15 protein-coding genes are annotated in these 23,558 nt (G+C 67.7%); 7 read left to right on the top strand and 8 right to left on the bottom strand.

Features of this window, described 5'->3' with window-relative positions; translation table 11 throughout:
• Positions 1-457: 457 nt before the first annotated feature.
• Together C998_RS0108860 and C998_RS0108855 are read left to right on the top strand one after the other, a co-directional pair.
• On the top strand, positions 458-1,072 hold the full coding sequence (locus tag C998_RS0108860; protein WP_018870507.1) for a hypothetical protein: 615 nt from the start codon (positions 458-460) through the stop codon (positions 1,070-1,072).
• Between the two features lie 31 nt (positions 1,073-1,103).
• Positions 1,104-3,299, top strand: coding sequence for an alkaline phosphatase family protein (locus tag C998_RS0108855; RefSeq protein ID WP_018870506.1), 2,196 nt, complete (start codon positions 1,104-1,106; stop codon positions 3,297-3,299).
• On the opposite strand, the gene C998_RS0108850 is transcribed toward C998_RS0108855, so the two are convergent.
• The 4 genes from C998_RS0108850 to C998_RS0108835 are packed head-to-tail and all read right to left on the bottom strand — an operon-like array spanning position 3,269 to position 11,428.
• Positions 3,269-4,648 carry a hypothetical protein gene (locus C998_RS0108850; protein ID WP_231364973.1) on the bottom strand — a complete coding sequence of 460 codons (1,380 nt, stop codon included), beginning with the start codon at positions 4,646-4,648 and terminating at the stop codon, positions 3,269-3,271. The genes C998_RS0108855 and C998_RS0108850 overlap by 31 nt on opposite strands.
• Before the next feature lie 42 nt (positions 4,649-4,690).
• On the bottom strand, positions 4,691-9,823 hold the full coding sequence (locus C998_RS0108845) for a diguanylate cyclase domain-containing protein (protein ID WP_018870504.1): 5,133 nt from the start codon (positions 9,821-9,823) through the stop codon (positions 4,691-4,693).
• A gap of 54 nt (positions 9,824-9,877) precedes the next feature.
• A complete protein-coding gene (locus C998_RS0108840) occupies positions 9,878-10,609 on the bottom strand; it encodes a hypothetical protein (RefSeq protein ID WP_018870503.1) in 732 nt (243 codons plus the stop codon).
• A 30-nt stretch (positions 10,610-10,639) separates the two neighbouring features.
• Positions 10,640-11,428, bottom strand: coding sequence for a gamma-glutamylcyclotransferase family protein (locus C998_RS0108835; RefSeq protein WP_018870502.1), 789 nt, complete (start codon positions 11,426-11,428; stop codon positions 10,640-10,642).
• A gap of 203 nt (positions 11,429-11,631) precedes the next feature.
• Between C998_RS0108835 and C998_RS0108830 the strand changes: the two genes are divergently transcribed.
• On the top strand, positions 11,632-13,320 hold the full coding sequence (locus C998_RS0108830) for a diguanylate cyclase (protein WP_231364972.1): 1,689 nt from the start codon (positions 11,632-11,634) through the stop codon (positions 13,318-13,320).
• Positions 13,304-14,116 (top strand): YiiX/YebB-like N1pC/P60 family cysteine hydrolase, encoded by an 813-nt coding sequence (locus C998_RS0108825; protein WP_018870500.1) that lies wholly within the window; start codon positions 13,304-13,306, stop codon positions 14,114-14,116. Before C998_RS0108830 ends, C998_RS0108825 begins: the two co-directional genes overlap by 17 nt.
• Before the next feature lie 59 nt (positions 14,117-14,175).
• On the opposite strand, the gene ettA is transcribed toward C998_RS0108825, so the two are convergent.
• Complete coding sequence (gene ettA / locus C998_RS0108820) at positions 14,176-15,843, bottom strand: energy-dependent translational throttle protein EttA (protein WP_018870499.1); 1,668 nt, start codon at positions 15,841-15,843, stop codon at positions 14,176-14,178.
• A gap of 110 nt (positions 15,844-15,953) precedes the next feature.
• Here ettA and crcB point away from each other — a divergent pair, with 110 nt between their 5' ends.
• Both crcB and C998_RS0108810 read left to right on the top strand, forming a co-directional pair.
• A complete protein-coding gene (gene crcB, locus C998_RS0108815; RefSeq protein WP_026279551.1) occupies positions 15,954-16,376 on the top strand; it encodes a fluoride efflux transporter CrcB in 423 nt (140 codons plus the stop codon).
• On the top strand, positions 16,373-16,795 hold the full coding sequence (locus C998_RS0108810) for a CrcB family protein (RefSeq protein ID WP_018870497.1): 423 nt from the start codon (positions 16,373-16,375) through the stop codon (positions 16,793-16,795). Before crcB ends, C998_RS0108810 begins: the two co-directional genes overlap by 4 nt.
• A 62-nt stretch (positions 16,796-16,857) precedes the next feature.
• Here the strand turns inward: C998_RS0108810 and C998_RS0108805 are convergent, their stop codons facing one another.
• Together C998_RS0108805 and C998_RS0108800 are read right to left on the bottom strand one after the other, a co-directional pair.
• Complete coding sequence (locus tag C998_RS0108805; RefSeq protein ID WP_018870496.1) at positions 16,858-17,802, bottom strand: isoaspartyl peptidase/L-asparaginase family protein; 945 nt, start codon at positions 17,800-17,802, stop codon at positions 16,858-16,860.
• Positions 17,799-19,157, bottom strand: a complete 1,359-nt coding sequence (locus tag C998_RS0108800; RefSeq protein WP_018870495.1) for a sialidase family protein — start codon at positions 19,155-19,157, stop codon at positions 17,799-17,801. The genes C998_RS0108805 and C998_RS0108800 overlap by 4 nt, the downstream gene beginning before the upstream one ends.
• Positions 19,158-19,300: 143 nt before the next feature.
• Here C998_RS0108800 and C998_RS0108795 point away from each other — a divergent pair, with 143 nt between their 5' ends.
• Positions 19,301-20,764 (top strand): amidase, encoded by a 1,464-nt coding sequence (locus C998_RS0108795; protein WP_018870494.1) that lies wholly within the window; start codon positions 19,301-19,303, stop codon positions 20,762-20,764.
• Here the strand turns inward: C998_RS0108795 and C998_RS0108790 are convergent.
• Positions 20,713-23,478, bottom strand: coding sequence for a cation-transporting P-type ATPase (locus C998_RS0108790; protein ID WP_018870493.1), 2,766 nt, complete (start codon positions 23,476-23,478; stop codon positions 20,713-20,715). The genes C998_RS0108795 and C998_RS0108790 overlap by 52 nt on opposite strands.
• Positions 23,479-23,558: the final 80 nt, after the last annotated feature.

Raw genomic sequence — 23,558 nt, 5'->3', positions numbered from 1 at the left:
GGAGGCCGGCCCTCCGGCCGATTGTGCGTTCGGGCTGTCTCCTGCGCCGGATCGGCCAGAGGCTGGCCTCCTGCGGGGCGAACCTTGCCGCCCGGTGGGAGGCCGGCCCTCCTGCCGATTGTGCGTTCGGGCTGTCTCCGGCGCCGGATCGGCCAGAGGCTGGCCTCCTACCGGGCGAACCCTGCCCCCGGTGGGAGGCCGGCCCTCCTGCCGATTGTGCGTTCGGGCTGTCTCCTGCGCCGGATCGGCCAGGGGCTGGCCTCCTACGGGTCGAACCCTGCCCCCGGTGGGAGGCCGGCCCTCCGGCCGATTGTGCGTTCGGCCCATCTCCGGCGCCGGATCGGCCAGCGGCTGGCCTCCTACGGCACCTCCGCAGGAGGGTGCCTTGCCGGCGCGCGATGACAGGCACCGGGTGACCCTCCATGATGGAGACTGGTCGAACGGAGACCGCCGCGCGATGATCCCGCTGTGGTTCAAGCTGAGCTGGCTCGCCTTCCTCGCCGTGCTGGTACCGGTGTACCTGCAGGAATACGGGCCGCTGAACTTCCTCTGGCTGTCCTCCATCGCGCTGGTGGCCGGCTGCGCGGCCGCCTGGCTGGAAAACCGCCGTCTCGCCTCCATGCTGCTGGTCGCGGTCCTGCTGCCGGAGCTCGTCTGGGTCCTCGACCTGGTGCTCAGCCTGCTGCTGCTAGGCAATCCGGTCATCGGTGCCGTGCACTACATGTACAACACCGACATCCCGCTGCACGTGCGCCTGCTTTCCCTCTATCACCTGCCGTTGCCGTTCGCGCTGCTTTGGATGGTCTGGCGCCTGGGTTACGACGCGCAGGCCTGGAAGTGGTGGCTGCCGATTGGCTGGGGCGTCCTGCTGGCCAGCTACGCGGTCGCGGAGGAGGGGGGCAACCTGAACTGGGTACTGGGCCCGCACGGCCAGCCGCAGGAATGGGTCGCGCCCGAGCTGTGGCTGGCGTTCGTGGTGCTGTTCTGCACCGTGATGTGGTGGCTCACCCACCGCCTGGTGCGGTGGGTGTACCGCCGGTTTGGGGGCGCGCGACCGGGCGTGAGAGAGTGACGGCCGAAGCGCAAGGAAACGAGGGGGGATCATGGATGTTCGTTACGATTCGGGTGAAGTGGTTTTGGTTTGTCGCAACCGCCACGATGACCGATGTCTCTTCTACCGGCTGGACCCGCACGCGGACGACCCGTTCATTCCCTTGCACGAGACCGGAGGGGCAAGCTTCGATCGTCACTGGCGCATGGCCCGCGTCGGAGGCTATCTGCTGCAATGGGGCCCGCTGGGCGAACGCGATGGTGTATCCGGCTATCCCTACGCGCTGAGGGAGTTCGATCCTTCACTGGCCAATCCACTGCTGGGGCCTCTGGTGCAGGGCGGGTTCTGGGAACAGAACAAGTTCCTTGGACATCGCACGCATTACGGTGATGATCCCGACGAAGGGCAGCAACTGGATCTGGTGCCGGTTGGCAGTTTCGTGCTGTGTCTGATCCCCACCCGTGGTCGGGGCACCTTCGAGTTATGGAATTTCGATCCCCGGCCCGATGCCCCCGGGAGCGAAGATCCGATCCCGGAGCCCTATTCCGCACAGGGGGAGTTTACCCGCGGGCAAGGAGCGTTCCCGCTGATCCGCAAGGGTCACACGTTGCTTCCGATGGGCGATTATGTCCTGGAGCGTCTCCCCGGAGGGCGGCGTTTCCGTCTGTGGAGCTTTGACCCGCAGCTCGACAACCCGCTGTCCCTTCCGGTGATCCGGGAGGGTTCCTGGAACGAGATCGATGACGGCCACGAGCTGACGGTGGTCGGTAACCAGCTCCTGGACTGGTGCCCCGGTCATGGTCGTTACCGGCTCTGGACCCTGGATCCGGATCTTGAGGAGCTCCTCGCGGGGCCCGTGCGGGAAGGTCGACTCCCCGCGGCGATGGGCCCCGACTCGGAGCTTGTGGCATTCGAGGCCTCGCCCCGCATTGATAGTGGCAAGGCGGTGATTCCCGGGACGATGGATTTCATGCGTTCCAGGATTCGGCATGTTGTGTACTACATGCTCGAAAGCCGGTCTTTCGACAACGTGTGTGGCTGGTTGTACGAGAATGGTGGACGGGATTGCCACTTCATTGGTCGTACGGATCCTTTTGACGGTGCGACCACCGAGGATTTAAACTGGCATGGTGACCGCAAGGTGCACGTCAGTCAGTTTCACGACGGTGTTTTGAGCGAGGAATGGGATCTCGACGCCCCCGGGCAGGACCCGTTTCATCACACCAGCGACAGTCTGCAGCAGATGTTTTCGGACATATCCGGTTACTGGCGAGGCGAGCCGCCGGATATGCAGGGATTCATCCTCAATACGGCAGACGATCAGGTGATGCAGACACTGAGCCCGGAACAGCTCCCGGTGCTCAATGGACTGGCACGTCATTTCGCCGTCTCGGATGAATGGTTTTCGTCGATTCCGGGAGGAACCGATGTCAATCGAGCCTTTTCGCTCACCGGCTCGGCATTCAATCGGCTGGGGACCTGGGAGGGCGGCAATGCTTATCAGTACTGGCCGTGTTATCCGCGCCGCCAGTCGATCTGGAAGCTGCTCTGGAGTCATGGCATCACCGACTGGAAGATTTACAACGCGGTGCTCTGGCAGGGCGCGGTCTTTACCCGGCAGCTCTTCCTGCGTGGTCAGGTTCCGTCACTGGATGCGGAGCCGTCGCGGTACCTGGCGGATATCGAGCAATTCAAGACGGATGCCCGTCGCGGCGAACTCCCGGCTTTCAGTTACCTTGAGCCGGCCTGGATCGCCCCGTCCGGTTCTACCTCGTACCATCCCGGGAGTGACCTGGTGCCCGCGGAACGGACCCTGAACGAAATCTATGAGGCGCTACGCGACGGGCCCGCCTGGGAAAACACGCTGCTGGTGATTACGTTCGACAAGAACGGAGGTACCTACGATCACGTATCTCCGCCCTATGCACGCAAGCCCTGGCCGAATGACGGCGTGGATGGTTTCCGTTACGACCTGATGGGCCCCCGGGTGCCTGCCATTATGGTGTCGCCGTGGATTCGGGAGCGGAGCGTGATCCGATCCGGCGGAACGGTGCCGTTTGACTCGACCTCCTTCGGCGCAACCCTGCTCCAGTGGTTTGGGGTCCCGCGATGTTCATGGTGCCTGGGAGACCGCATGGCTCATGCCCCTTCCTTTGAATCCGTGTTGCAGGCGGATGAGCCACGCCAGGACGGTCCGAGCTTTACGCCGCCCTATGATCAGTCGAACCCGCGGTCACCCCACCGGTAGTGATTGCAGGTCTCGTCCCACCCGGCGGGCCGCCGGGCGGGCGGGGGCACGGGATCCCGGATGTCGTTGGGGTCGTACCGGCAATCATGGCTGGCACAGGCGTTGGCCTCATGGGCCGAGCAGTAATTCCAGGCCTCGGTGAATGAATCACAGGCGGCTTCCGGGTCGTTGGTATCAAGCTTGACCTGGATGCACAGTGACTGACGGTCCTCGGCGGACGGTTTTCCGGACCAGCGATCCTCGCACTGTTTCCGGACGGCCTCGGGTGAAGCCCCGGGGTCTTCCGCCATGGCGATCAGCCAGCATGCGGACACGAAATCCTTCTCCTCGTCCTCAATCAGGTTGAGCGATCCGCGGCCACATTTTTCGCTCGGGTTGTCCGGACAGCAGTTGTAGGAGGTGACATCCGGATGGTTGGTGGCAATCCAGGGGGTTGCCGGAGCGTCGGGGGCCAGGGAGGTCGAGCCGGTGTCGAGCACACGGACCGTGTCTCGCCCGATCATGCGGGCCCAGGTGCGGCGGGCATCGGCGCCGAATACCGCTACTGGCCGTGATTCATCGGGCTGCGTTGCGAGGAGTCGCAGCATCGGCCGAAGGAAGTCTCCGCCCGGACCGGTGCGGTCATCGAACCATTCCACGGGATCCGGCAGGTAACCGGTCTGGCCGGTGCCCGGTGCTGCAATCGGACGGGCGTCCACGATGGTCTGGAAGGCATCCGGATTCTCTGCGCCTGCGGCCCCCATGATCCGTCCCCATCGGCACATCGTGTAGTTTTCCAGATAGTCCTGTCCGGTGAGGGCCGGGATCGGGGGATAATCGAGGAAAAGTACGGTGCGCTGGCTCGCCAGAGGCAGGCCCAGTGGTAGAAACAGGGTCCAGGGCTCACCGGCCTGTGGATGCGGGTCCCAGCAGCCTTCCCGGGCCTTGCAGGCCTCGACCCCGCGGCGGGCCTGAGCGGCGTGCTCCGAATCAAGAAAGGCTGGATGCACGGTCGCATAGCGACGGGTCGTCGCGTTCTCGGGCTGGATGCGGACTCTGACTCGTTCGTCCGTTTCACCTTCAACCAGACTGACCGACACCTCGGGGTCGGGGACGCCGTCTCTCTCGAGCGACTGGGTCGTGAAATGTTCGATGGTTGCGGTCAGGTCCTCGTAGTCGCTGGCGTACGCCTCCGGGAGCCAGGATGCGTCGGGGTAGAGCTCGCGGATATGCGGCTCCGGTCCCAGGTCATATTCGACGGCTCCGGGGTTGTCGGCCATGGCGGGAATGCCGCTGCCCAGGCCCATGGCGATCATGACTACCGTCAAAAGCACCGGGCGGTTGTGGATGCAGGTACGGGGTGCTGGCATGGATGAAGTCCCTCTCTGTCTGCGGGCCAACAGGCCCCTGGTTCATGACGGGCCGGATTCGCGGGCGGGGTCCGGTGGCCGGGTGTCGGCGGGGCCAACGACCCGGTTGCGGCCGGCCTTCTTGGCGCGGTAGAGGGCTTCGTCGGCTTCGTTGATCAGATCCTGACGTCCCCCGCGGCCCGAAGGGGTCCGGGTGGCGGTCCCGATGCTCACCGTGACCACGTCCGCGGTCGTGGAATATTCGTGCGGCAGCTGCTGCTCGAGGATGGCCCCGCGCAGCCGCTCGGCCGTCGCATGCGCGGCATCGGTGTCGATGCCGGGCAGGATCACCATGAACTCCTCGCCGCCATAGCGCACCGCCAGCTGTTCCGGGTCGTCGAGGGTCTCGCGGATGATGCTGCCGATGGTGATCAGGCAGTGGTCGCCGGCGGGGTGCCCGTAGTGGTCGTTGTAGGGCTTGAAATGGTCGACGTCGAACATGATCAGTGACAGGGGCCGCTGTTCGTGCCCCAGGCGGTCCCACTGTTCCTGGAGGTAGTCGTCGCCGCGCCGGCGGTTCGCAAGACCGGTCAGGCCGTCGCGCTCGGCGAGGTTCTGCAGCTCGCGATTCACTTCCTCGAGCTGGCGGGTGCGTTCGGCCACGCGGTCCTCAAGGGTGCGGGAATACTCCCGAACCTGTTCGTAGAGGCGGGCGTTTTCAAGCGCGACGGCGGCCTGGGCGGCCAGCAGACGGACGACCTCGGCGCGGTCCGGGGGAAAGGCGCCGGCGGTCAGGTTGTTTTCCATGTACAGCGCCCCGACGAAGCGTTCCCGTCCCAGGGGTACGCAGAGCACGGAAACCACCTGGCGCGCGGCGATGGCGGGGTCGTCGGTGAAGGCCCCCTCCTGGCTGGCGTTGTCCAGGACCACGGGCTCGCCGCTGCCCAGGACGTGACTGACCAGGGAGATCGGCAGGGCGATGCCGCTGCCGTCGGGGGTGATGGCGCCGGGGCTGGGTCCGGGTTCGGGTTCGGGTTCGGGTTCGGGTTCGGGGCCGGGCGGTGCCTGCGGCAGTTCCCCGACCATGGCTTCCACGCCGGGCAGGCCCCGGTCCCGTCGGATCAGACAGGCCCACTGGCCGCCGGCGTTTTCGAGCAGGATCTCCAGACTGGTGCGCAGCAGCTTCTCGGTCTCGATCTCTCCGGAGATGGCGCGCGAAGCCTTCATGATTGAAGCCAGATCAAGATCCTTATGGTCCAGGGCGTCATCGCCGTGATCACTGCCGGGGCCGGCGATCTCCTCCAGGACCGGATGCCGTTCCTCCAGCAGGCGCACCTTGCGCCGCGCTCCCCAGCGCGCGTACAGGCGGTGGGCGGCCCGCAGGTAGCCCTCGGCCGCACGGCGGCGCCCCCGGGCCAGCAGATGCGATGCGGCCCGTTCGCTGGCCATCGCCTCGTCGCGCATGAAGCCGCTGGCCGCGGCCGCTTCGATGGCGGCCTCGTATCGTTCCATGGCCGGTTCGTCGCTGCCGGACAGGCGTTCCAGCTCGGCTTCCATCAGATACTGCAGGTGCAGGAAGTTGTCCGGACAGTGGTCGGCCCAGCGCTGGATCCGGTCCAGGTCTTCCAGCAGCTGGTGCCGCATCGGGTCGTCGGGCGTCGTGACGCGATCGGGATGGACCCGGACGCAGGCCAGGAAATCCAGCAGGTAGAAGCGCGCCAGCTGCGGCAGAGACATGGCCGAACGGATCAGACGCTGCCGGCGGGCCAGGTGCTCCAGGGCGTGCTCGGGGGCGTCGTGCAGGACCGCGACCTCGGCCTTGTAGATGTGGTAGTTGGCCACTCCGGTCATGAACTGGCGCTGGTGCATGCCGTCGAGGCAGGCGTGTTCGTCGAACCGCTCGTCGCTCAGCGACAGCGGGTCCTGCGTGAGGCCCTGAAAGGCGTACTGCATCTGCAGGAAGAGGGTGGCCGAATCCAGCGAGTCGCGATAGTTGCATTCGCGGACGATCGCGATGTTTTCCTCGTGCTGGCGCGTGGCCTCCGGCAGGTCCAGTGCCGGATCCCAGATCACGCAGTCCTGGGCGCTGTAGGCCAGATAGAGGAGATCGCCGGACTGGTGGCCGGCCTCGATGCCCCGCCGGAACCACGGGGTCAGGCTGGACCAGTGATGGCTCCAGTGGTGGATGAACATCGCGTAGACGTAGATCACCCGTGCCCGCAGGGCGAGGTCGTCGAACCGTTCGTTGATGGCCAGACCCAGACGTCCGTATTCGAGCCCCAGCGCAGGGTCGTCCAGCTCGCCACACAGCAGCATCCCGTAGGCGGCGTGGATGAAGGCGGCTTCGGGACAGTTACCATGGCGCAGGGACAGATTCACGCCCTTGAAGACCAGATAGGGAAACAGGTTGCCGCTGCCCGACAGGAACGATGCCGGGAAGATCTCCATCAGCAGGCGCATGGCAAGGAGCACGGAACGGTCCTCGACGTTCGGGGCGTCCAGCAGGTCGGCGATCGCCCGATCCCCCAGATGTTCCGTGATGCGTGCGCGCTCTTCGGCCACCTCGCGGTCGCCGGGATCCTCGTGGATCTCCACGCCCAACAGGCGCAGGCCCTCGATGGCCGTGTGCATGGAGGCCTCCATGCGGCCAAGCGTTGCGTACTGGCGGGTGCGGGTGGACAGGAGTTCCACCTTTTCGTAGGTCCCGGGGGCGTGGTCGAACAGGAGCCCGGCCCATTCCTCGGCCTCGTCCTGCCGGCCGGTCAGATAGGCGCATTGCTGCAGCTCCCGGGCCAGTTCGAACGCCAGTTCCGGGTGCGTGGCGTCTGTCGGTTCGGGCAGCAGGGTATGGCCGACGTGCAGCAGTTCGTAGGCGGTTTCGTAGGCCGCCACGTTGCGCGCGCGTATCCCCGCGCGCAGGTTGAAACGGGCCAGCGCAAGACGTTCTTCGGGATTTTCGATCAGTGAGCGTCCCGCATTGAGATGGCGGACCATCTCCATCAGACGGTCGCCCTCGATCGCGTCACCGGAATGCCGGCGCATCAGGCGGCCGATGGACAGATGCACGCCGGTCATCTCGCGCGCATCCGACAGGCGGTAGGCGGCCTGCTGGACGCGGTCGTGTGCAAAGCGGTAGACCGGGTTCCACCGGTTCTCTTCCGGCGCACCGTCGTCCGGGGCGTGTCCCACGAGGCGATAGTCGGCGTGCAGCGGCACGATGGTGTGCTGGCGCAGGGCGGGCATCAGGGTCTCGGCCACCTCCGTGGCCGGGCATTCGCTGATCACCGCCAGGGTCTCGAGTTCGAAGGTGTTGCCGATGCAGGCGGCGAGCTGCAGGACGCGGCCGGTGGCTTCCGGCAGCTTGCGCAGGTTGTCGATCATGAACTCGACGATGTCGCCGCTCAGTCCCGCCCACAGGGCCGCTTCCGTGTCCCAGGTCCAGCCGCCGTCGGGACCGGGACGGATGACGCCTTCGTCATGCAGTGTCTGCAGCAGCTCGCCGGTAAAGAACGGGTTGCCCCGGGCCTTGTCGTGGACCAGATCGCTCAGCGGGCGAACCCGCGCCTCGTCGTCCTGCAGGGTATCCGCCACCATACGGCGTATGGAGTCGCGGTCCAGCGGAGCGACCGGCAGGTCGTGGACCGGGCGCCCCGCGCGCACGGCCTCGAAGGCCTGGTGCAGGGGGTGACCCGGGGGCACCTCGTTGCTGCGATAGGCGCCGATGATCAGGAGGTGGTCGGTATCGCGTGACAGGGCGAGCTGCCTGATCAGGTCCCGGGTCGGACCGTCACTCCACTGCAGGTCGTCGATGAACAGGACCAGCGGGTGCCCGCGGCCGGCAAAAACCCGGACGAAGTCGGCCAGCACGATGCGGTTGCGGTTGCGTGCCTCGTCGGGAGGCAGCTCGGCGACCGGTGGCTGGGGGCCGATGATCAGTTCCAGTTCCGGGACCAGATCCAGCACCAGCTGAGCGTTGGGAGACAGCGCCTCGTTCAGCCGTTGCTTCCAGCGTGCAAGCCGCGCCTCCGGTTCGGCCAGCAGCTGCTGTACCAGGGTGCGGAAGGCGGCGGCCATTGCGGAGTAGGCGCCCTGATGGAACTGGTCGAACTTGCCCCGCGCGAAAAAGCCCCGTTCCCGTACCAGCGGGCGGTCGATCTCGTTGACCAGGGCGGATTTGCCGACGCCGGAGTAGCCATGCACCAGGCACAGTTCGGTGCCGCCCGCCGCGGCCGATTCGAACAGCTCCGCGAGTTCGTCCAGCTCCCGTTCCCGGCCGTACAGCCGCTGCGGCAGGAGGAAGCGGGAAGGCCGGTCATGCCGCGCTGGCTCGAAGTCCTCGAGCCCAGTGCCGGACGCCACGGCCTCGGCGCACTCGGCCAGGTCGCGCGCCAGACCCGCGCCGGTCTGGTAGCGATGCTCGGGATCCTTGGTAAGCAGCCGCAGCAGGATCCGCGCAACCGCGGGCGGGAGATCGGGGGCCAGGTCGCCGGGGTCCGGAGGCGTCTGGCTGATGTGGGCATGAACCCATTCGAGGACGCCCTCGGCGGTGAACGGGCGTTGTCCGGCAAGGGCCTCGAACAGCGTGACGCCCAGGGAATAGAAGTCACTGCGGTAATCCAGTTCGCGGTTCATGCGCCCGGTCTGTTCGGGCGAGAGATAGGGCAGGGGCGCCCGACTGCCGGCCTCCAGCGAACCCTGGCGTTCGCGCCCGAGCTCCGAGGCCAGACCGAACCCGGTGAGCCGCGGCGAATCCTCGTCGGCGGGCAGACGGATATGGTCGGGGGTGACGGCCTTGTGCACCATGCCCCGGGCATGGAGCCCGTCCAGGATCTCCGCGATGCGACCGCCCATGGTCAGCCCCTGCGCGAGCGGCACCCGGCCGTCGGGTGCCCGCGCCAGCCGGTCGCTCAGGGTCTCCGTCACCGGCTCGGTCACCAGCGCCGTGCGTCCGCGGCCACAGGTCTCCACGGCATGGACCTGCAGGACCCCGTCGACGTCCGCCAGTGCGCGGGCGATGCGTCCGTCCCGGCGGATCTCCGCCAGCTGCCGCCGCGACGGATAATCCGAGGCCAGGGTCTCGATGACCCGTTCTTCCCCGGAGCATTCCTCGCGTGCGTGGTAAAGCACGCGTTCGCGGTCGCGGCGCAGGACGGGCCCGACCCGGTATCCGGTCAGCCGCGGGGCCTCGGTGACCATGCGGCTAACGGGTGTCGGGGCATGCGGCGGGGACGATGACCGCGTGCGGGACGCTCATTCGCGTGACGATGCGGGCCCGAAGATGCGTTCGAACGTCGCCGCATAATCCTCGCGGGCCGTGTCGCGCAGGGGCTCGCCGTGTCCGCAAAGTGCATGCCGGAAGTCCCGTTCGATCAGGCGATCGAAATCCTCGGCACCGGGTTCGGCGTTCTGCAGCCAGAGTGGTCCGATGTTGGCCGGGGTGAAGAATCCCATTTCACGCATGCGCTCGCGGGAATCGTCGGAGAAGAACGTGTCGGGAGCCGTCCAGTTCTGCAGTGCATCGCAGGCCACCAGGATGCCCCCGTCGCGGTGGAGGTGCAGGATGGCTTCGGGGATCCGGGTAGTCCGGAAGGCGAACAGGTCGGCATCGGACACCGGCAGGGCCCCGCCCGGGTCCAGAGGGTGGTCGGCCGCCAGGCCGGTTTCGTGGGTCATTTCCGGCAGGGCCCAGTAACGTGCGCCGTACTGCTGCACGTAGAACGGGTCGTCCCGACCGTGCAATGCCCCCAGGCGGACCACGTCGGTGACCCGCCCGAGCTTCTCCAGTGCCGCCAGTCCCTCGCTGTCCAGACGCACGCTGTTGACCACGATCAGGCGGTCTTCGTCGCGGATCACGGTCATGTTGCGGCTGAATTTCCAGTCGGCATCCAGCAGACGGGTTTCCATGGCACCGGTGACGAAAAAGACGCCGTCATGGACTTCTTCGAGCGTGCCGTGTGGCAGGGCTGCGGGGAGTGTGCTCATGCGGGTTCCTTGCAGGCCGGGGCTGTGGTCTCAATGGTAGTCGAAGTGCCCGACATAGCGATATTCGCGGTCGTATTCCCGCAGATAGTTGTACAGGTACTGGCGCTGGGCCGGTCCGAGTCGATCAACGCGCAGATCCTCGAGGGTTTCCGAGCCGTCGCTGGTGTCCATGCGACGCAGGTGAAACAGGGTCATGTCCTGTCCGCCAAAGAAGTCCCTGAGCCAGGCGTGTGCGGGCCGGGCGTCACTCATGTCGAACACGGCCCCGTAGAGGGCGGTGAAATGCGGATATTCGGGCAGCGATCGGGCATCGAAGCGCGGGTGGCTGCCAGGGGGGTGCTCGAACGGCGGGGCGTCTTCGACGGCGAGGGTTGGCTGGGCGCGCAGCCGGGCAATGTGTTCCCGATCGAGCCCGGCGCGTTCGGCACCGCGGATCAGGATGTTGAGGTAGCGCTGGCTGGGCTGGCAGCGATCATCCAGAAAATCCGGCCGCCCGCGATAGGCATAGGCGCTTTCGCTACCCTCCGGGGTCTCCACCTCGACCACGATGCGGTCATATCCGACTCCTTTCGCCTCGACCTTGTCCAGGGCCGGCAGGCTGTCGTCCGGACACTCGTGCAGGATGCCCACCACGCGGTCGCCGGGCGTTGCCGAGGGCTCGATGTTGCCCACGCCCCCCTCGTGGCGGAAGAAATGCCGGACATTGAATCGCAGCTGCCAGCCGTGGAGCATGGCGGCCCGCGAGCGCACCGGCTCCACTCCCTTGGCCCGCAGCGAGATCAGATCCAGGTTGGAGCCAAAGCCGAAATACCGAAACAAGCTCGCTCTCCGTTTGCCGCAGGGTTCAAGTGTTATTCCTCGCCAATGGTGTGGTCAAGGGTGAGTGCTCGCGGCTCTACCTGATCCGGGGTGTGGTATTTTAGGGCGTTAAATTCGGAAAGGTTTGAAGTCTGCATGATCCCTGGGGTGGCCGGCGCGGAGAAGACGGGAGCAGGGTGCCGTGTCCGGGAGGCGCGGGATTCGTGACTGGCGTGATCCTGCGGGGTGCGTTGTTGCTGTTTTCCCTCGTCCCGGCGATGTCGGTGGCCGACGCGAACCTCCACATCGATTCCCTGGCAGAGGAGGCCGTCCCGGAGGACCCGGATGCCGCGGCCCTGGCCGAGCTGGACTGGGAGGCGCAGCCGGGGCGAACGGCCATCGAGCGCGATCACAGCCGCTGGTGGCGGGTGCGGTTCGAGTCGCGGGAGGACAACCGTGAGCCCCGGGTGCTGGCGCTGCGGGAGGTGTTCGATGCGCGTCTGGTGGTGTACCGCCCGCCAGATTACCGACCGGAGACACTGGAACTGTTCGACCCTGACGCCCCGGTAGTCGGTTCCCGGCACCGTCTCGCACTGGAGCTGGAGTCCGCGAGTCCGGATCATCCCGTTTATTTCCGGATCCTCGAGGCCCGTTCACAGCCCATCGGTCTGAGTGCGACATCGGCGTCGTCCTACCTCGAGTCCGATCGTCAACGCGTGCGCTTTACCTCCGCAGTGCTGGCGGCCAGTGTGCTTCTTGGCCTGGTCAGCGCGATCTTCGCCGCGACCCTGCGACGTCTGGCGCACGGGCTTCTGGGCGTGTGGGTGTTCTTTGGCGGGGTGTACTTTGCGGTTCTGAGCGGGGAAGCGCTGGTGCTCTGGCCCGGGCCCGTCGATGGGGGCGTCGCGCTACAGGCGGCCAGCCTGGTTGCGAGTATCGGCACTCTGGCGGCGTTTTCCGCCCTCTACCTGTTTCTCGACATTCGCCGGGCCTTCCCGCGGCTGGCGCGGGTGTTTCGCGGCCTGCTGTGGGTGGTGGCCGGATTCCTGCTGGCGGGGCTGGTGTTCCCGGGTGCATGGCTTGCGGGGTGGATGAACCTCCTGTTGCTGGTGCTCGCGACGATCACGCTGGGGGTGGCCGTTCTGCAGGCACGCGCCGGTGTCGGTCAGGCGTGGTTCTATCTCGTGGGCTGGGGAGGCGTGACCGTGGTGGTGATGGCTCGCGCCGGCCATTTCCTGATGGGCGAAGGGACGCCCGGGTGGCTGGAATACGCCCACCCCGCCACGCATGTGACCAGCGCCCTGGTGCTGGTTCTCGCCGGTGCCCTGGCGGCACGCCATGCCGAGCGCGAAATGCATCAGGCGCGGCGGCGGGCAGTCACCGATGCCCTGACCGGCTTGCCGAACCGGGCGCGGCTGAACGAACGTCTGCAGGAGCTGGCGCAGGGCGCGCAATTGGCAGATCGTCCACTGAGCGTGTTGTTCGTCGATCTGGACCACTTCAAGGCTCTGAACGACACCCATGGCCATGCCTTCGGCGATCGTTGTCTGCAGGAGGCGGCCCGTACCCTGCAGCGCCATTTGCGTCAGCACGATCTGGTCGCGCGTTATGGCGGCGAGGAGTTTGTTGTGGTGCTGGAGGAGAATCTCGGTGACGCCAGTCGAGTTGCCGAGACCCTGCGTGAGGCGGTCAGCAAGGACTGCAGGCGCGTGGACGGGCATGAGATTCATCTCACGGTTTCGATCGGCCTCGCCCATCGGGGGTATGGCGAATCGCTGGAGCATCTTTTAGAGCGGGCGGACGATGCGCTCTATCGGGCAAAGGGAGGTGGCCGCAACCGTGTGGTCCGTGCCCCCGACCCGGTGGATTTCGAGTCGACAGGGAGGGATGTCCACGATGAAACCGTATATTGACACCACCGAGCTGCGGGCAGGCGATATCCTGCTGATGCGGGGCAGAAGCTCGCTTTCGGATCTGATCGCCTGGTTCGGTGATTCGGTCTACAGCCATGCGGCGGTCATGTGTTCCGACACCCATTTCGTCGAGGCGGCCATGCCACGGTCACGCATGGTGGCGCTCGACGAGCGACTGCGTCAGACCGACGCTTATCACTTCATTGAGGTCTTTCGCCCAACCGCCGATGACGGCAACCCGCTGGACGAGGTGCAACGGGAGCGACTGGCCCGGGCGGCAAGCCAGCAGGTCGGCGTGGATTACCCCGTGGACATGCTGGTGCAGCTGGCGGCCGTCGCGGTCGTGCGTGACCGGATTCCGGAAGACGGCTGTCTGCGCTGGCTGCTGCGCGAACTGGTCGATCACCTGATCTGTTTCGACCCGGAGCATATGGTCTGCAGCGAACTGGTCTATCAGGCGATGCGCCAGGCGGAACTGGCGCCCACCATCGTGGTCGCCGCCCGTCTCGACCAGCCCTTCCCCGATGTGGATGTCCGGGAACTGGTTCGCGAATGGCTGGAGGCACGCGGTGCCGGATCAATGGGGCAGGGTCAGGCGGTGATGCCCGAACCCGTCAACGAAGAGGAACTGGTCGGGGCCTATCATCGACTGCGGCAGGAACGCCGTTTCGTCGCGGGGGGCTTCAGTCCGCACCCGGTACCCGATCCGAATCCGGCGACGATCCTGCCTGCGGATCTGTCCACCAGTCCTCAGGTACGGCGCCTCGGTCGGCTGCGCCTCTCGGAGAAGGAATGAACGGCTGAGCACAATGGAATGAAGGCCCGGCGGGGCCGGGCCTTCGGGGGACGGCAGGGTCAGTCCGCGAGGCGTTTGTACTTGACCCGGTGCGGCTGGTCGGCCTCCGGGCCGAGCCGCTTGTGGCGGTCTTCCTCGTACTCCTGGTAGTTGCCTTCGAAGAACACCACGTTGCCATCTTCCTCGAACGCGAGGATGTGCGTGGCGATACGGTCGAGGAACCAGCGATCGTGCGAGATCACGATCGCGGAGCCGGGGAAGTCCAGCAGGGCCTCTTCCAGTGCGCGCAGGGTCTCGACGTCGAGGTCGTTGGTCGGTTCGTCCAGCAACAGGAAGTTGCCGCCGCTTTGCAGCAGCTTGGCGAGGTGCACGCGGTTGCGCTCCCCGCCGGAGAGCTCCTTCATGCGCTTCTGCTGGTCCTGGCCCTTGAAGTTGAAGCGGCCGCAATAGGCGCGTGACGGCATTTCGAAGTTGCCGACCCGGATGACGTCCTGACCGCCGGAGATCTCTTCCCACACGGTCTTCTCGTCCTCCAGCGCATCGCGGTTCTGGTCCACGTAGGCCAGCTGGACGGTCTCGCCGACGTCGATGGTGCCTTCGTCCGGTTCTTCCTGTCCGGAGATCATGCGGAACAGGGTGGTCTTGCCCACGCCGTTCGGGCCGATCACGCCGATCAGCGCACCGCGCGGCACGTTGAACGACAGGCCCTGGTAGAGCACGCGATCGCCGTAGTGCTTGGACAGGTTGTCCACCTCCAGCACCTTGTCGCCCAGACGCGGACCCGGCGGGATGTAGATCTCCTTGGTCTCGGAACGCTTCTGGTAGTCGCTGGAGGCGATCTCCTCGAAGCGCTTCAGGCGGGCCTTGCTCTTGGCGCCGCGGCCCTTGGGATTGGAACGCACCCACTCGAGCTCGGCTTCCATCGCCTTCTGCCGCGCGGCCTCGGCCTTTTCTTCCTGCTTCAGGCGCTTTTCCTTCTGCTCCAGCCACTGCGAGTAGTTGCCCTGGAACGGGATGCCCTGGCCACGGTCGAGCTCGAGGATCCAGCCGGCGACGTTGTCGAGGAAGTAGCGGTCATGGGTGACTGCGACGACGGTGCCCTGGAACTCCTGCAAAAAGCGCTCCAGCCACGCCACGGACTCGGCATCCAGGTGGTTGGTCGGCTCGTCGAGGATCAGCATGTCCGGGCTGGACAGCAGCAGCCGGCACAGCGCCACGCGGCGGCGCTCGCCGCCGGAGAGGTTGTTCACGTCGGCGTCCCACGGCGGCAGGCGCAGGGCGTCGGCCGCGACCTCCAGCTTGCGGTCCAGGTTGTGACCGTCGGCGGCCTCGATCTTCGCTTCCAGTTCGGCCTGCTTCGCGGCCAGGGCGTCGAAGTCGGCATCCGGCTCGGCATAGGCCGCGTACACCTGATCCAGTTCGGTCAGGGCCTCCTTTACCGAGGCAACCCCGTCTTCCACGTTGCCGCGCACGTCCTTTTCCGGATCGAGGTGCGGTTCCTGCGGCAGGTAGCCGATCTCGATGCCCGGCTGCGGCCGCGCCTCGCCGACGATCTCCGTGTCCACGCCGGCCATGATGCGCAGCAGGGTGGACTTGCCGGCCCCGTTATAGCCCAGTACGCCGATCTTGGCGCCGGGGAAGAAGTTCAGGTTGATGTCCTTGAGGATGTACTTCTTCGGCGGGACGATCTTGCCCACGCCGTTCATCGTGTAGATGTACTGCGCCATGATGCTCCTGCGAAGCGTTTGTCGGGGTAATCAGGGCGTGCACTTTACCATTCCGGCCGGCGGGAAGCTTGGTGGTCTGCCTGCGGGCGGGGCGGTGGCTCGACAGCGCGATGACCGGACCCGAAAATGACCCGATGATCACGTGGTGGCAGGGCCTGTTGCTGGTGGGAGCGGGGGGTGCACTGGGCGGGCTGGCGCGCTTCTGGCTCGTGCAGTGGATCGACAACCGTACCGGCGGCGGTCGGTTCCCCTGGGGGACGCTGGCGGTGAACGTCTCCGGTGCGCTGCTGATCGGCCTGGCGCTGGGCCGGGTGTCCGGGCCGGCGCTGACCTCCTGGCTCTGGTTGTTGCTGGTGGTGGGCGTGCTCGGCAGCTTCACCACGGTATCGTCGTTCAGCCTGCAGGTGGTGGGCGTGGCGGAGCGTGACGGCCTGCGCCCGGCGGTGCTCTACATCCTGCTGGCGCTGGCCGGCGGGCTGATGCTGGTTTCCCTGGGCTATGGTCTGGCTCGCGCGGCGGGCGGGGCGGCATGACGGGGTATGACGTCCGCCTGTCCGCGTTCGTCGCGCTGGGGGCCGCGCTGGGCAGCATGGCGCGTTACGGCCTGTCGTGGACCGGGCTGCACCTGGTGGGCACCGGGTTCCCCTGGGATACGCTCGCGGTGAACATCGCCGGGTCCTGGCTGATCGGGCTGTATGCGGTGATCAGTGCGCCGGAGGGCTGTCGCCCGGCCGACCCGGTGACGCGGCAGTTCGTGCTGGCCGGGTTCTGTGGCGGGTTCACCACCTTCTCGGTGTTCAGTCTGGAAAGCCTGTGGTTGATGCAGTCGGGCAATCCGGGTCGTGCCGCGCTGTACGTGGCCGTGTCGCTGGTGCTGTGGATCGCGGGGGGCTGGCTGGGCAGCCGCATGGGGCGGCACTGGAACGCGGCCGCGGAACGGCGGGAACGCTGAGCCCCGGTGGGTGAGGCCCGTTCGGCGGGCAACCCCGTTCCGGGGCCCGCGGCGTGGTCCGGTCAACGGGCAGGCGGAAGAGGCGGGGGCTCGATGCCGGTACGGCTCGGGCCTCCGTGTTCGATCCAGCCGTGGAGCATGCGCGGGGTGGTGGTGCCGGCCGCGCAGCGCCCGGCATGGTCGATCGCGATGGCCCCGCCGTAGCCGCCGATCCGTTCGTGCAGGTGCTGCAGGCTTGTGCTCAGGGCCTCGCGGGCGTCCAGACCGAGATAGCGGATGCGGTCGGCCAGGTCTCTGGCGAAGACGCTGCGCAGGAAATCCTCGCCGTGGCCGGTGGCGGAGATGGCGGCGGTGGCATCGTCCGCGTACACGCCCGCGCCGGGGATGGGCGAGTCGCCGACCCGGCCCGGGCGCTGGCCGTTCATCCCGCCGGTGGAGGTGGCCGCAGCCAGATGGCCGTGGCGATCGCGCGCGACCGCGCCGATGGTTCCGGGCGCGGGCTCGTCATGATCCAGCGTGACCCGGCCCTGGCGCAGGGCACGCTCCAGCTGTTCCCGCCGCTGCGGGGTGATCAGGGACTCCTCGTCCACCTGCGGCATCCCGATCTCGCGGGCGAAGGCGGCGGCGCCGTCCGCGACCAGCAGCACGTGTTCCCCGTCTTCAAGGATCGCCCGCGCCAGGCGGACCGGGTTGGCGATGCCCCGGACCGCCGCGACGGCCCCCGCAGCGAGAGCCGCGCCATCCATGATTGCGGCGTCCAGTTCCACCGTGGCGTCGCGGGTCAGGGCGGCGCCGGTGCCGGCGTTGAACAGGGGGTCGTCCTCGAGCCGCGCCGCGCAGTACTCCACGGCATCCAGGGCGCGTTCTCCCCGCGCCAGGCGCTCGCGGCCGGCCTCCAGGATCGCGTGCAGCGCGGCGTGATACGCCTCGGCGGCCGCCGCGTCCTGCACTTCGCGCAGCGCCCCCGCGCCGCCGTGGATCATCAGTGAGTAGGCCCCGGATGTCATTGTTCCTCCTCGATCTGGCCGCGAATCAGCAGGATGTCGCTGTGCTGGCCGGGCATGAAGCGGCTCCGGGCCACCGCGATCTCGCCGTAGCGGTTGACCGCCAGACGTCGTTTCAGCTGCCCCTGCAGCCCGCCGCTGTAGGGCGTGTCCAGCGTGCCGGGGACCGGTTCGACGGGACCGAAGGCCGCGGATTCCCGTGGCGCGTGGGTGAATGCCAGGCCCCGGGGGCGATCCGTCGGATGGGGGTAGCGCTGCCACACCAGATACAGGCGGTGGTCGTCCTGCGCCAGTGTGGGAAAGCTGCCGGGCCAGTCGTCGGCGTCCAGGCGGGACGGTGGCGCGAACTCCAGCGTGTCGGCCTCCGCCCGGCTGACATGCAGCCGGCGATGGTGGGGCTGGCGATAATCCTCCAGGTCGTTGGCCGGGATCGCCCCGAAGGCCAGGTGAACCACGCCGTCCGTGTCCACTACCAGCGACGGCGCGTCGGCATGGCCGGGGTGTTCCAGCGCGGTGGCCGGTGCGGAAAAGCCTTCGTCCGCATCGTCCGAGAAGGCGATGCGGATGTCCGCCTGCGGGCGGTCGCCCTTTGCCCAGGCCAGCAGCATGCGACCGGACGGCGCCTGCGCGAGCGCCGGGGCGCGTGCCGGCGCGTCGCCATCCGGGTTCACGGTGACCGGATCGGTGAACGCGTCGCCCGCGTCCGTGGAGCGGGCGACGCGCAGCGGCCCCCGGTACTCGGTCCAGGCGGCGATCACCTCGTCGTCGGCCCCGAGCAGCAGGTCCAGGCTGCCGTTGTCCCAGCGGTGCGCGGTGATGCGGCCCTTGCCGGCCCCGTCACGCGAGCGGGAAAGATTCCTGTGGTCCTCGAAGCTGCGACCGCCATCGTGCGATCGGGCGTACAGGATCTCGCCGCCGTGGTCGCCTCCTGTGAACAGGATCTCCTGCCACAGCAGATGCACGGTAAAGCCGTCGGGGTCCTCCGGATCCGGCTCGATCGCGACCCGCGGCAGCCAGGAGAAGGTGTCCGGCTCCCCGCCGATGCGCGTGGGACGGTCGAAGATCGCATGGCCCTCGCGGTCATAACGCTGCAGGAACAGGGCCTGTTCCGCCTGGTCGGTCCAGACGACCACCACCTCGCCGTGGTCGTTGATGGCCACCGAGGCGTCATCGACATAACGGAAGTCCGAATCGTTCATGCGCCAGGGGCCACGCCAGGCCTCGCCGCGCGCGACCTCGACCGGTTCCTCCCAGACTACCGTCGCCGCGTTATCGTCTGCCGGTGCGGGCAGCCCCCACAGGGCCAGGGCCAGTACGCAAAGCGTTCCCGGGGTCTGTCGGTATCGGGCCTGCAGCATGTGACCTCCGGTGACCGTTGTTCCGGATCGACTCCCGTAAGACCACGTACGGCCGGGCCAGGATCCGTACCGATGGCCCGGTGGGCTGCCGGGGACAGCGGATACCCGTAACATCGCGGTCGGGTACGTGCCGGGAGCCGCGGATGGATTTCGAAGAGTATCGGCGAATGGATGCGATGGCCATGGCGGCGGCCGTCGCCGACGGGCAGACTACGGCGCGGGAGCTGCTGGAGTGCGCCCTGGCGCGCACGGATGCCGTGAACCCGGAACTCAATGCGGTGGTGGCCCGCCGCGATGCCAGGGCTCGCGAGGAGGCGGAGGCCGATCCGCCGGCCGGGCCGTTCGCCGGCGTTCCGTTCCTGGTGAAGGACCTGTTTCAGGAGCTGGCCGGCGAGGGCAGCGACCGGGGCTGTCGTGCGCTGCGGGATGCCGGCGCGAGTGCGGAGGTCGAAGCCGGGATCACCCGCCGCTGGCGGGCGGCGGGGCTGGTGGTGTTCGGCCGGACGAACACCCCGGAGTTCGGCGCCCGGTCGGTGACCGAGCCCGTGGTCCACGGCCCGGCCCGCAACCCTTGGGATCCGGCGCTGTCGCCGGGCGGCTCCAGCGGGGGCGCGGCCGCGGCCGTGGCGGCCGGCATCGTCCCCGTGGCCGGGGCCAACGATGGCGGCGGTTCGATCCGCATCCCCGCCTCGCATTGCGGTCTGTTCGGGTTCAAGCCGGGGCGGGGGCGTACGCCGGCGGGTCCGGCGTTTTCCGAATGGATGCACGGTGCCGCGGTGCATCATGTGATCTCCCGCAGCGTGCGCGACAGCGCGGCACTGCTGGATGCCGCGCTCGGGGGCTCGCCCGCACGGCCGTTTTCCGAGGCGGTGGCGGCCGTACCCGGTTCCTTGCGCATCGGGTATGCGACCCGTTCGCCCATCGGGATGCAGGTGCATCCTGAGTGCCATGCGGCCGTGGAGGGGACGGCCCGCCTGCTGGAGGGGCTGGGTCACCGCGTCGAGGAGGCGGAACCGGCGATCGACGGTCAGCAGCTGGCGCGCGACTGGCTGACCCTGTGGTTCGGCCAGGTAGCCGCGATGGTGGAGCGGGTGCGCCAGCGTACCGGTGCGGGTGCTGCGGGTTTCGAGCTCGAGACCCGGGTGATGGCGGCGCTCGGACGCTCGCTGTCCGCGGCGGATTACGTTGCCGCGCACGAGCGCTGGAACCGTTACCGGCACGCGATGCACGACTTCCACCGGCAATACGACTTGTACCTGACGCCCACGGTCGCACGGCCGCCGCCCCGCATCGGGGAGACCGCACTGCCCGGGTGGCAGCGCACGGTCCTGGAGGTCGTGCTGCGGTCGGGGACGCTCCCGCTGCTGCGGGCCTCCGGGCTGATCGAGCGCCTGGCTTGTGACGAGCTGGGACGGGTCCCGTTCACCCAGCTGGCCAATCTGACCGGCGCGCCGGCGATGTCGGTACCCCTGCACTGGACCCCGCACAACCTGCCCGTGGGCGTACAGTTCGTCGCACCGGTGACCGGCGAGGCCGGTCTGTTCAGTCTTGCCGGTCAGCTCGAGACGGTGTCGCCCTGGTTCGATCGGGTACCGGCCTTGCCCTGACCGTGCGGGTCGAACCCGCGGCGGCGCAGGATGGTTTTCTCGGTCTCGACCAGCACGAACAGGATCACGCCGAAGGCGAGGATGCGCAGCCATTCCTCGAGGCCGATGGCCGCGGTGCCGAACAGGAACTGCAGCGGCGGGGCGTAGGTGAACAGGCCCTGCAGCAGGATCAGCACGGCCACCGCGATCAGCACCGCGCGGCTGCCCAGCAGCCCGGCGCGGTTGAACACCGGCTCGAGGATGTAGCGGCTGTTGAACAGGAAGAACAGCTGCCCCATGACCAGGGTGTTGATCGCCACCGTGCGGGCGAAGTCATCGGGGACACCCTGGTGCTCCAGCCACAGGAAGTGGCCGAAGGTACCGGCGACCAGCAGCACGGAGACGAAGGCCACCCGCCACAGCAGGAATCCGGACAGCAGAGGCGTACCCGGCGGTCGAGGCCGGCGCTGCATGACCCCCGGCTCGGTGGGCTCGAAGGCCAGTGCCAGGGCGAGGGTCACTGCGGTCACCATGTTGACCCACAGCACCTGCACCGGAGTCAGCGGGAGGGTCAGTCCGAGCAGGATGGCGGCGACGATGGTGAAGGCCTGGCCGCCGTTGGTGGGCAGCAGGAACAGGATGGCCTTCTTCAGGTTGTCGTAGACCGTGCGGCCTTCCTCCACCGCGTTGGCGATGGAGGCGAAGTTGTCGTCCGCCAGCACCATCTCGGAGGCCTCGCGCGAGGCCTCGGTGCCCTTGATCCCCATGGCCACGCCGACATCGGCGCGCTTGAGCGCCGGGGCGTCGTTCACGCCGTCGCCGGTCATCGCGACCACCTGACCGTTGGCCTGGATGGCGGTGACCAGACGCAGCTTGTGTTCGGGCGTGGCGCGCGAGAACACGTCCACGTCGCGCACCTGCCGGCGCAGTTCCTCGTCGGAGGCGGCCTCGATCTGTTGCCCGTCCATCGCGCCGCCACGGGCGCGGATGCCCAGCTCGGCGGCGATGGCCTTCGCCGTTACCGCGTGGTCGCCGGTGATCATCTTGACCCGGATGCCGGCTTCACGGCACTTGCGCACTGCCTCGATCGCCTCGTCGCGGGGCGGGTCGATGATGCCGAAGATCCCCACCAGGATCAGTCGCTGGTCTTCCAGATCCGAGTCCTGCAGTGCGGTCTGGCTGGCGTCGGTGGAACGGATCGCCACCGCCAGCAGGCGCTGCCCGCCGCGCGCGATGGCGTCGATCCGTTCGCGCCAGGCACGTTCGTCCAGCGGGCGTTCACCCTCCGGCCCCAGCTCCTTGCCGCACATGGTCAACAGCTTTTCCGGGGCCCCCTTGACGAAGATGCAGCCGTTGCCGTGATGGTCATGGTGCAGGCTGGCCATGTACTTGTAGGCGGAGTCGAAGGGGATGACGTCGGCCCGCGGGTGTTCGGCGCGATGCGACGCCGGATCCAGTCCGGCCTTGGCCGCCAGGGTCACCAGCGCGCCCTCGGTGGGCGCCCCCTCCATGAACCACTGGCCGTCGCGATGATGGAGTTCGGCGTCGTTACACAAAAGCCCCGCATGGATCGCCCGCGACAGCACCGCATCCTCCTGCGGGTCGATCTCGGCTTCGTCGCGCGAGAAGCCGCCGTCCGGGGCGTAGCCGGTGCCGGAGACCGAGGTCACGCTGGTGGTGGTCACGATGGTGCGCACCGTCATCTCGTTGCGCGTGAGGGTCCCGGTCTTGTCCGAGCAGATGGTGGTGACCGATCCCAGGGTCTCCACCGCGGGCAGGCGGCGGATGATGGCGTTGCGCATGGCCATGCGCTGCACGCCGATCGCCAGGGTGATGGTCATGATCGCCGGCAGGCCCTCGGGGATCGCGGCCACCGCCAGGCTGACCGCCGCCAGGAAGGTCTCCACCAGGGCGTAGTCCCGCACCCAGTAGCCGAAGGCGAAGGTCAGTGCCGCCAGGCCCACGATGCCGACCGACAGCCAGCGGCCGAACTGGGCGATCTGGGCCAGCAGCGGCGTGGTCAGCTTCTCGACCTCGCCCAGCATGGTGGTGATATGCCCGATCTCGGTGCGTTCGGCGGTGGCCACCACCACGCCGCGGCCCTGCCCGTAGGCGACCATGGTCCCGGAGAAGGCCATGTTGCGGCGATCGCCGAGGTCCGACTTTTCCGGGCCGGGCTCGGTCTCCTTGTCCACCGGCAGGGACTCGCCGGTCAGCACGGCCTCGTCCACGCGCAGGTTGTGCACGGAGAACAGGCGGAGGTCCGCCGGCACGCGGTCACCCGCGTTCAGCAGTACGATATCGCCCGGGACCAGCTCCTCGGCGGGGATGGTGCGCCGCTGGCCGTCGCGCAGCACCACCGCCTGAGGCGAGAGCATGTCGCGGATGGCATCCAGCGCCTTTTCCGCCTTGCCCTCCTGCACGAAGCCGATGATGGCGTTGATCAGGACCACCCCGAGGATCACCCAGGTGTCCAGCCAGTGATCCAGCAGCGCAGTGCCCACGGCCGCCGCGATCAGGATATAGATCAGGACATTGTGGAACTGGAGCAGGAAGCGCTTGAGCGGTCCGGCCTGCTCCGCTTCGGGCAGACGATTGGGGCCGTGTTTCTGCAGCCGCTCGCCGGCCTGATCCTGCGACAGCCCGTGGTCCGTGTGGCTCTTCAGCTCATCCGCGACGTCCCGCGCTTCGCGGGCATGCCAGTTCGAGGGCGACTGCTCCGGCTGGTCTTCCAATGCACTTCCCCTGTATGGCCCGTATCTGACCCGGCTCTCATCCTGCCGCGACGCGGGCGGGATGTCACCCGTGCCGGGCC

It is taken from the genome of Thioalkalivibrio sp. ALgr3, from assembly GCF_000377325.1.
In the GTDB taxonomy this organism is placed as follows: Bacteria; Pseudomonadota; Gammaproteobacteria; order Ectothiorhodospirales; family Ectothiorhodospiraceae; genus Thioalkalivibrio.
The sequence above is the reverse complement of the archived record's forward strand: the minus strand, read 5'-3'. Positions and strand labels throughout refer to the sequence as shown.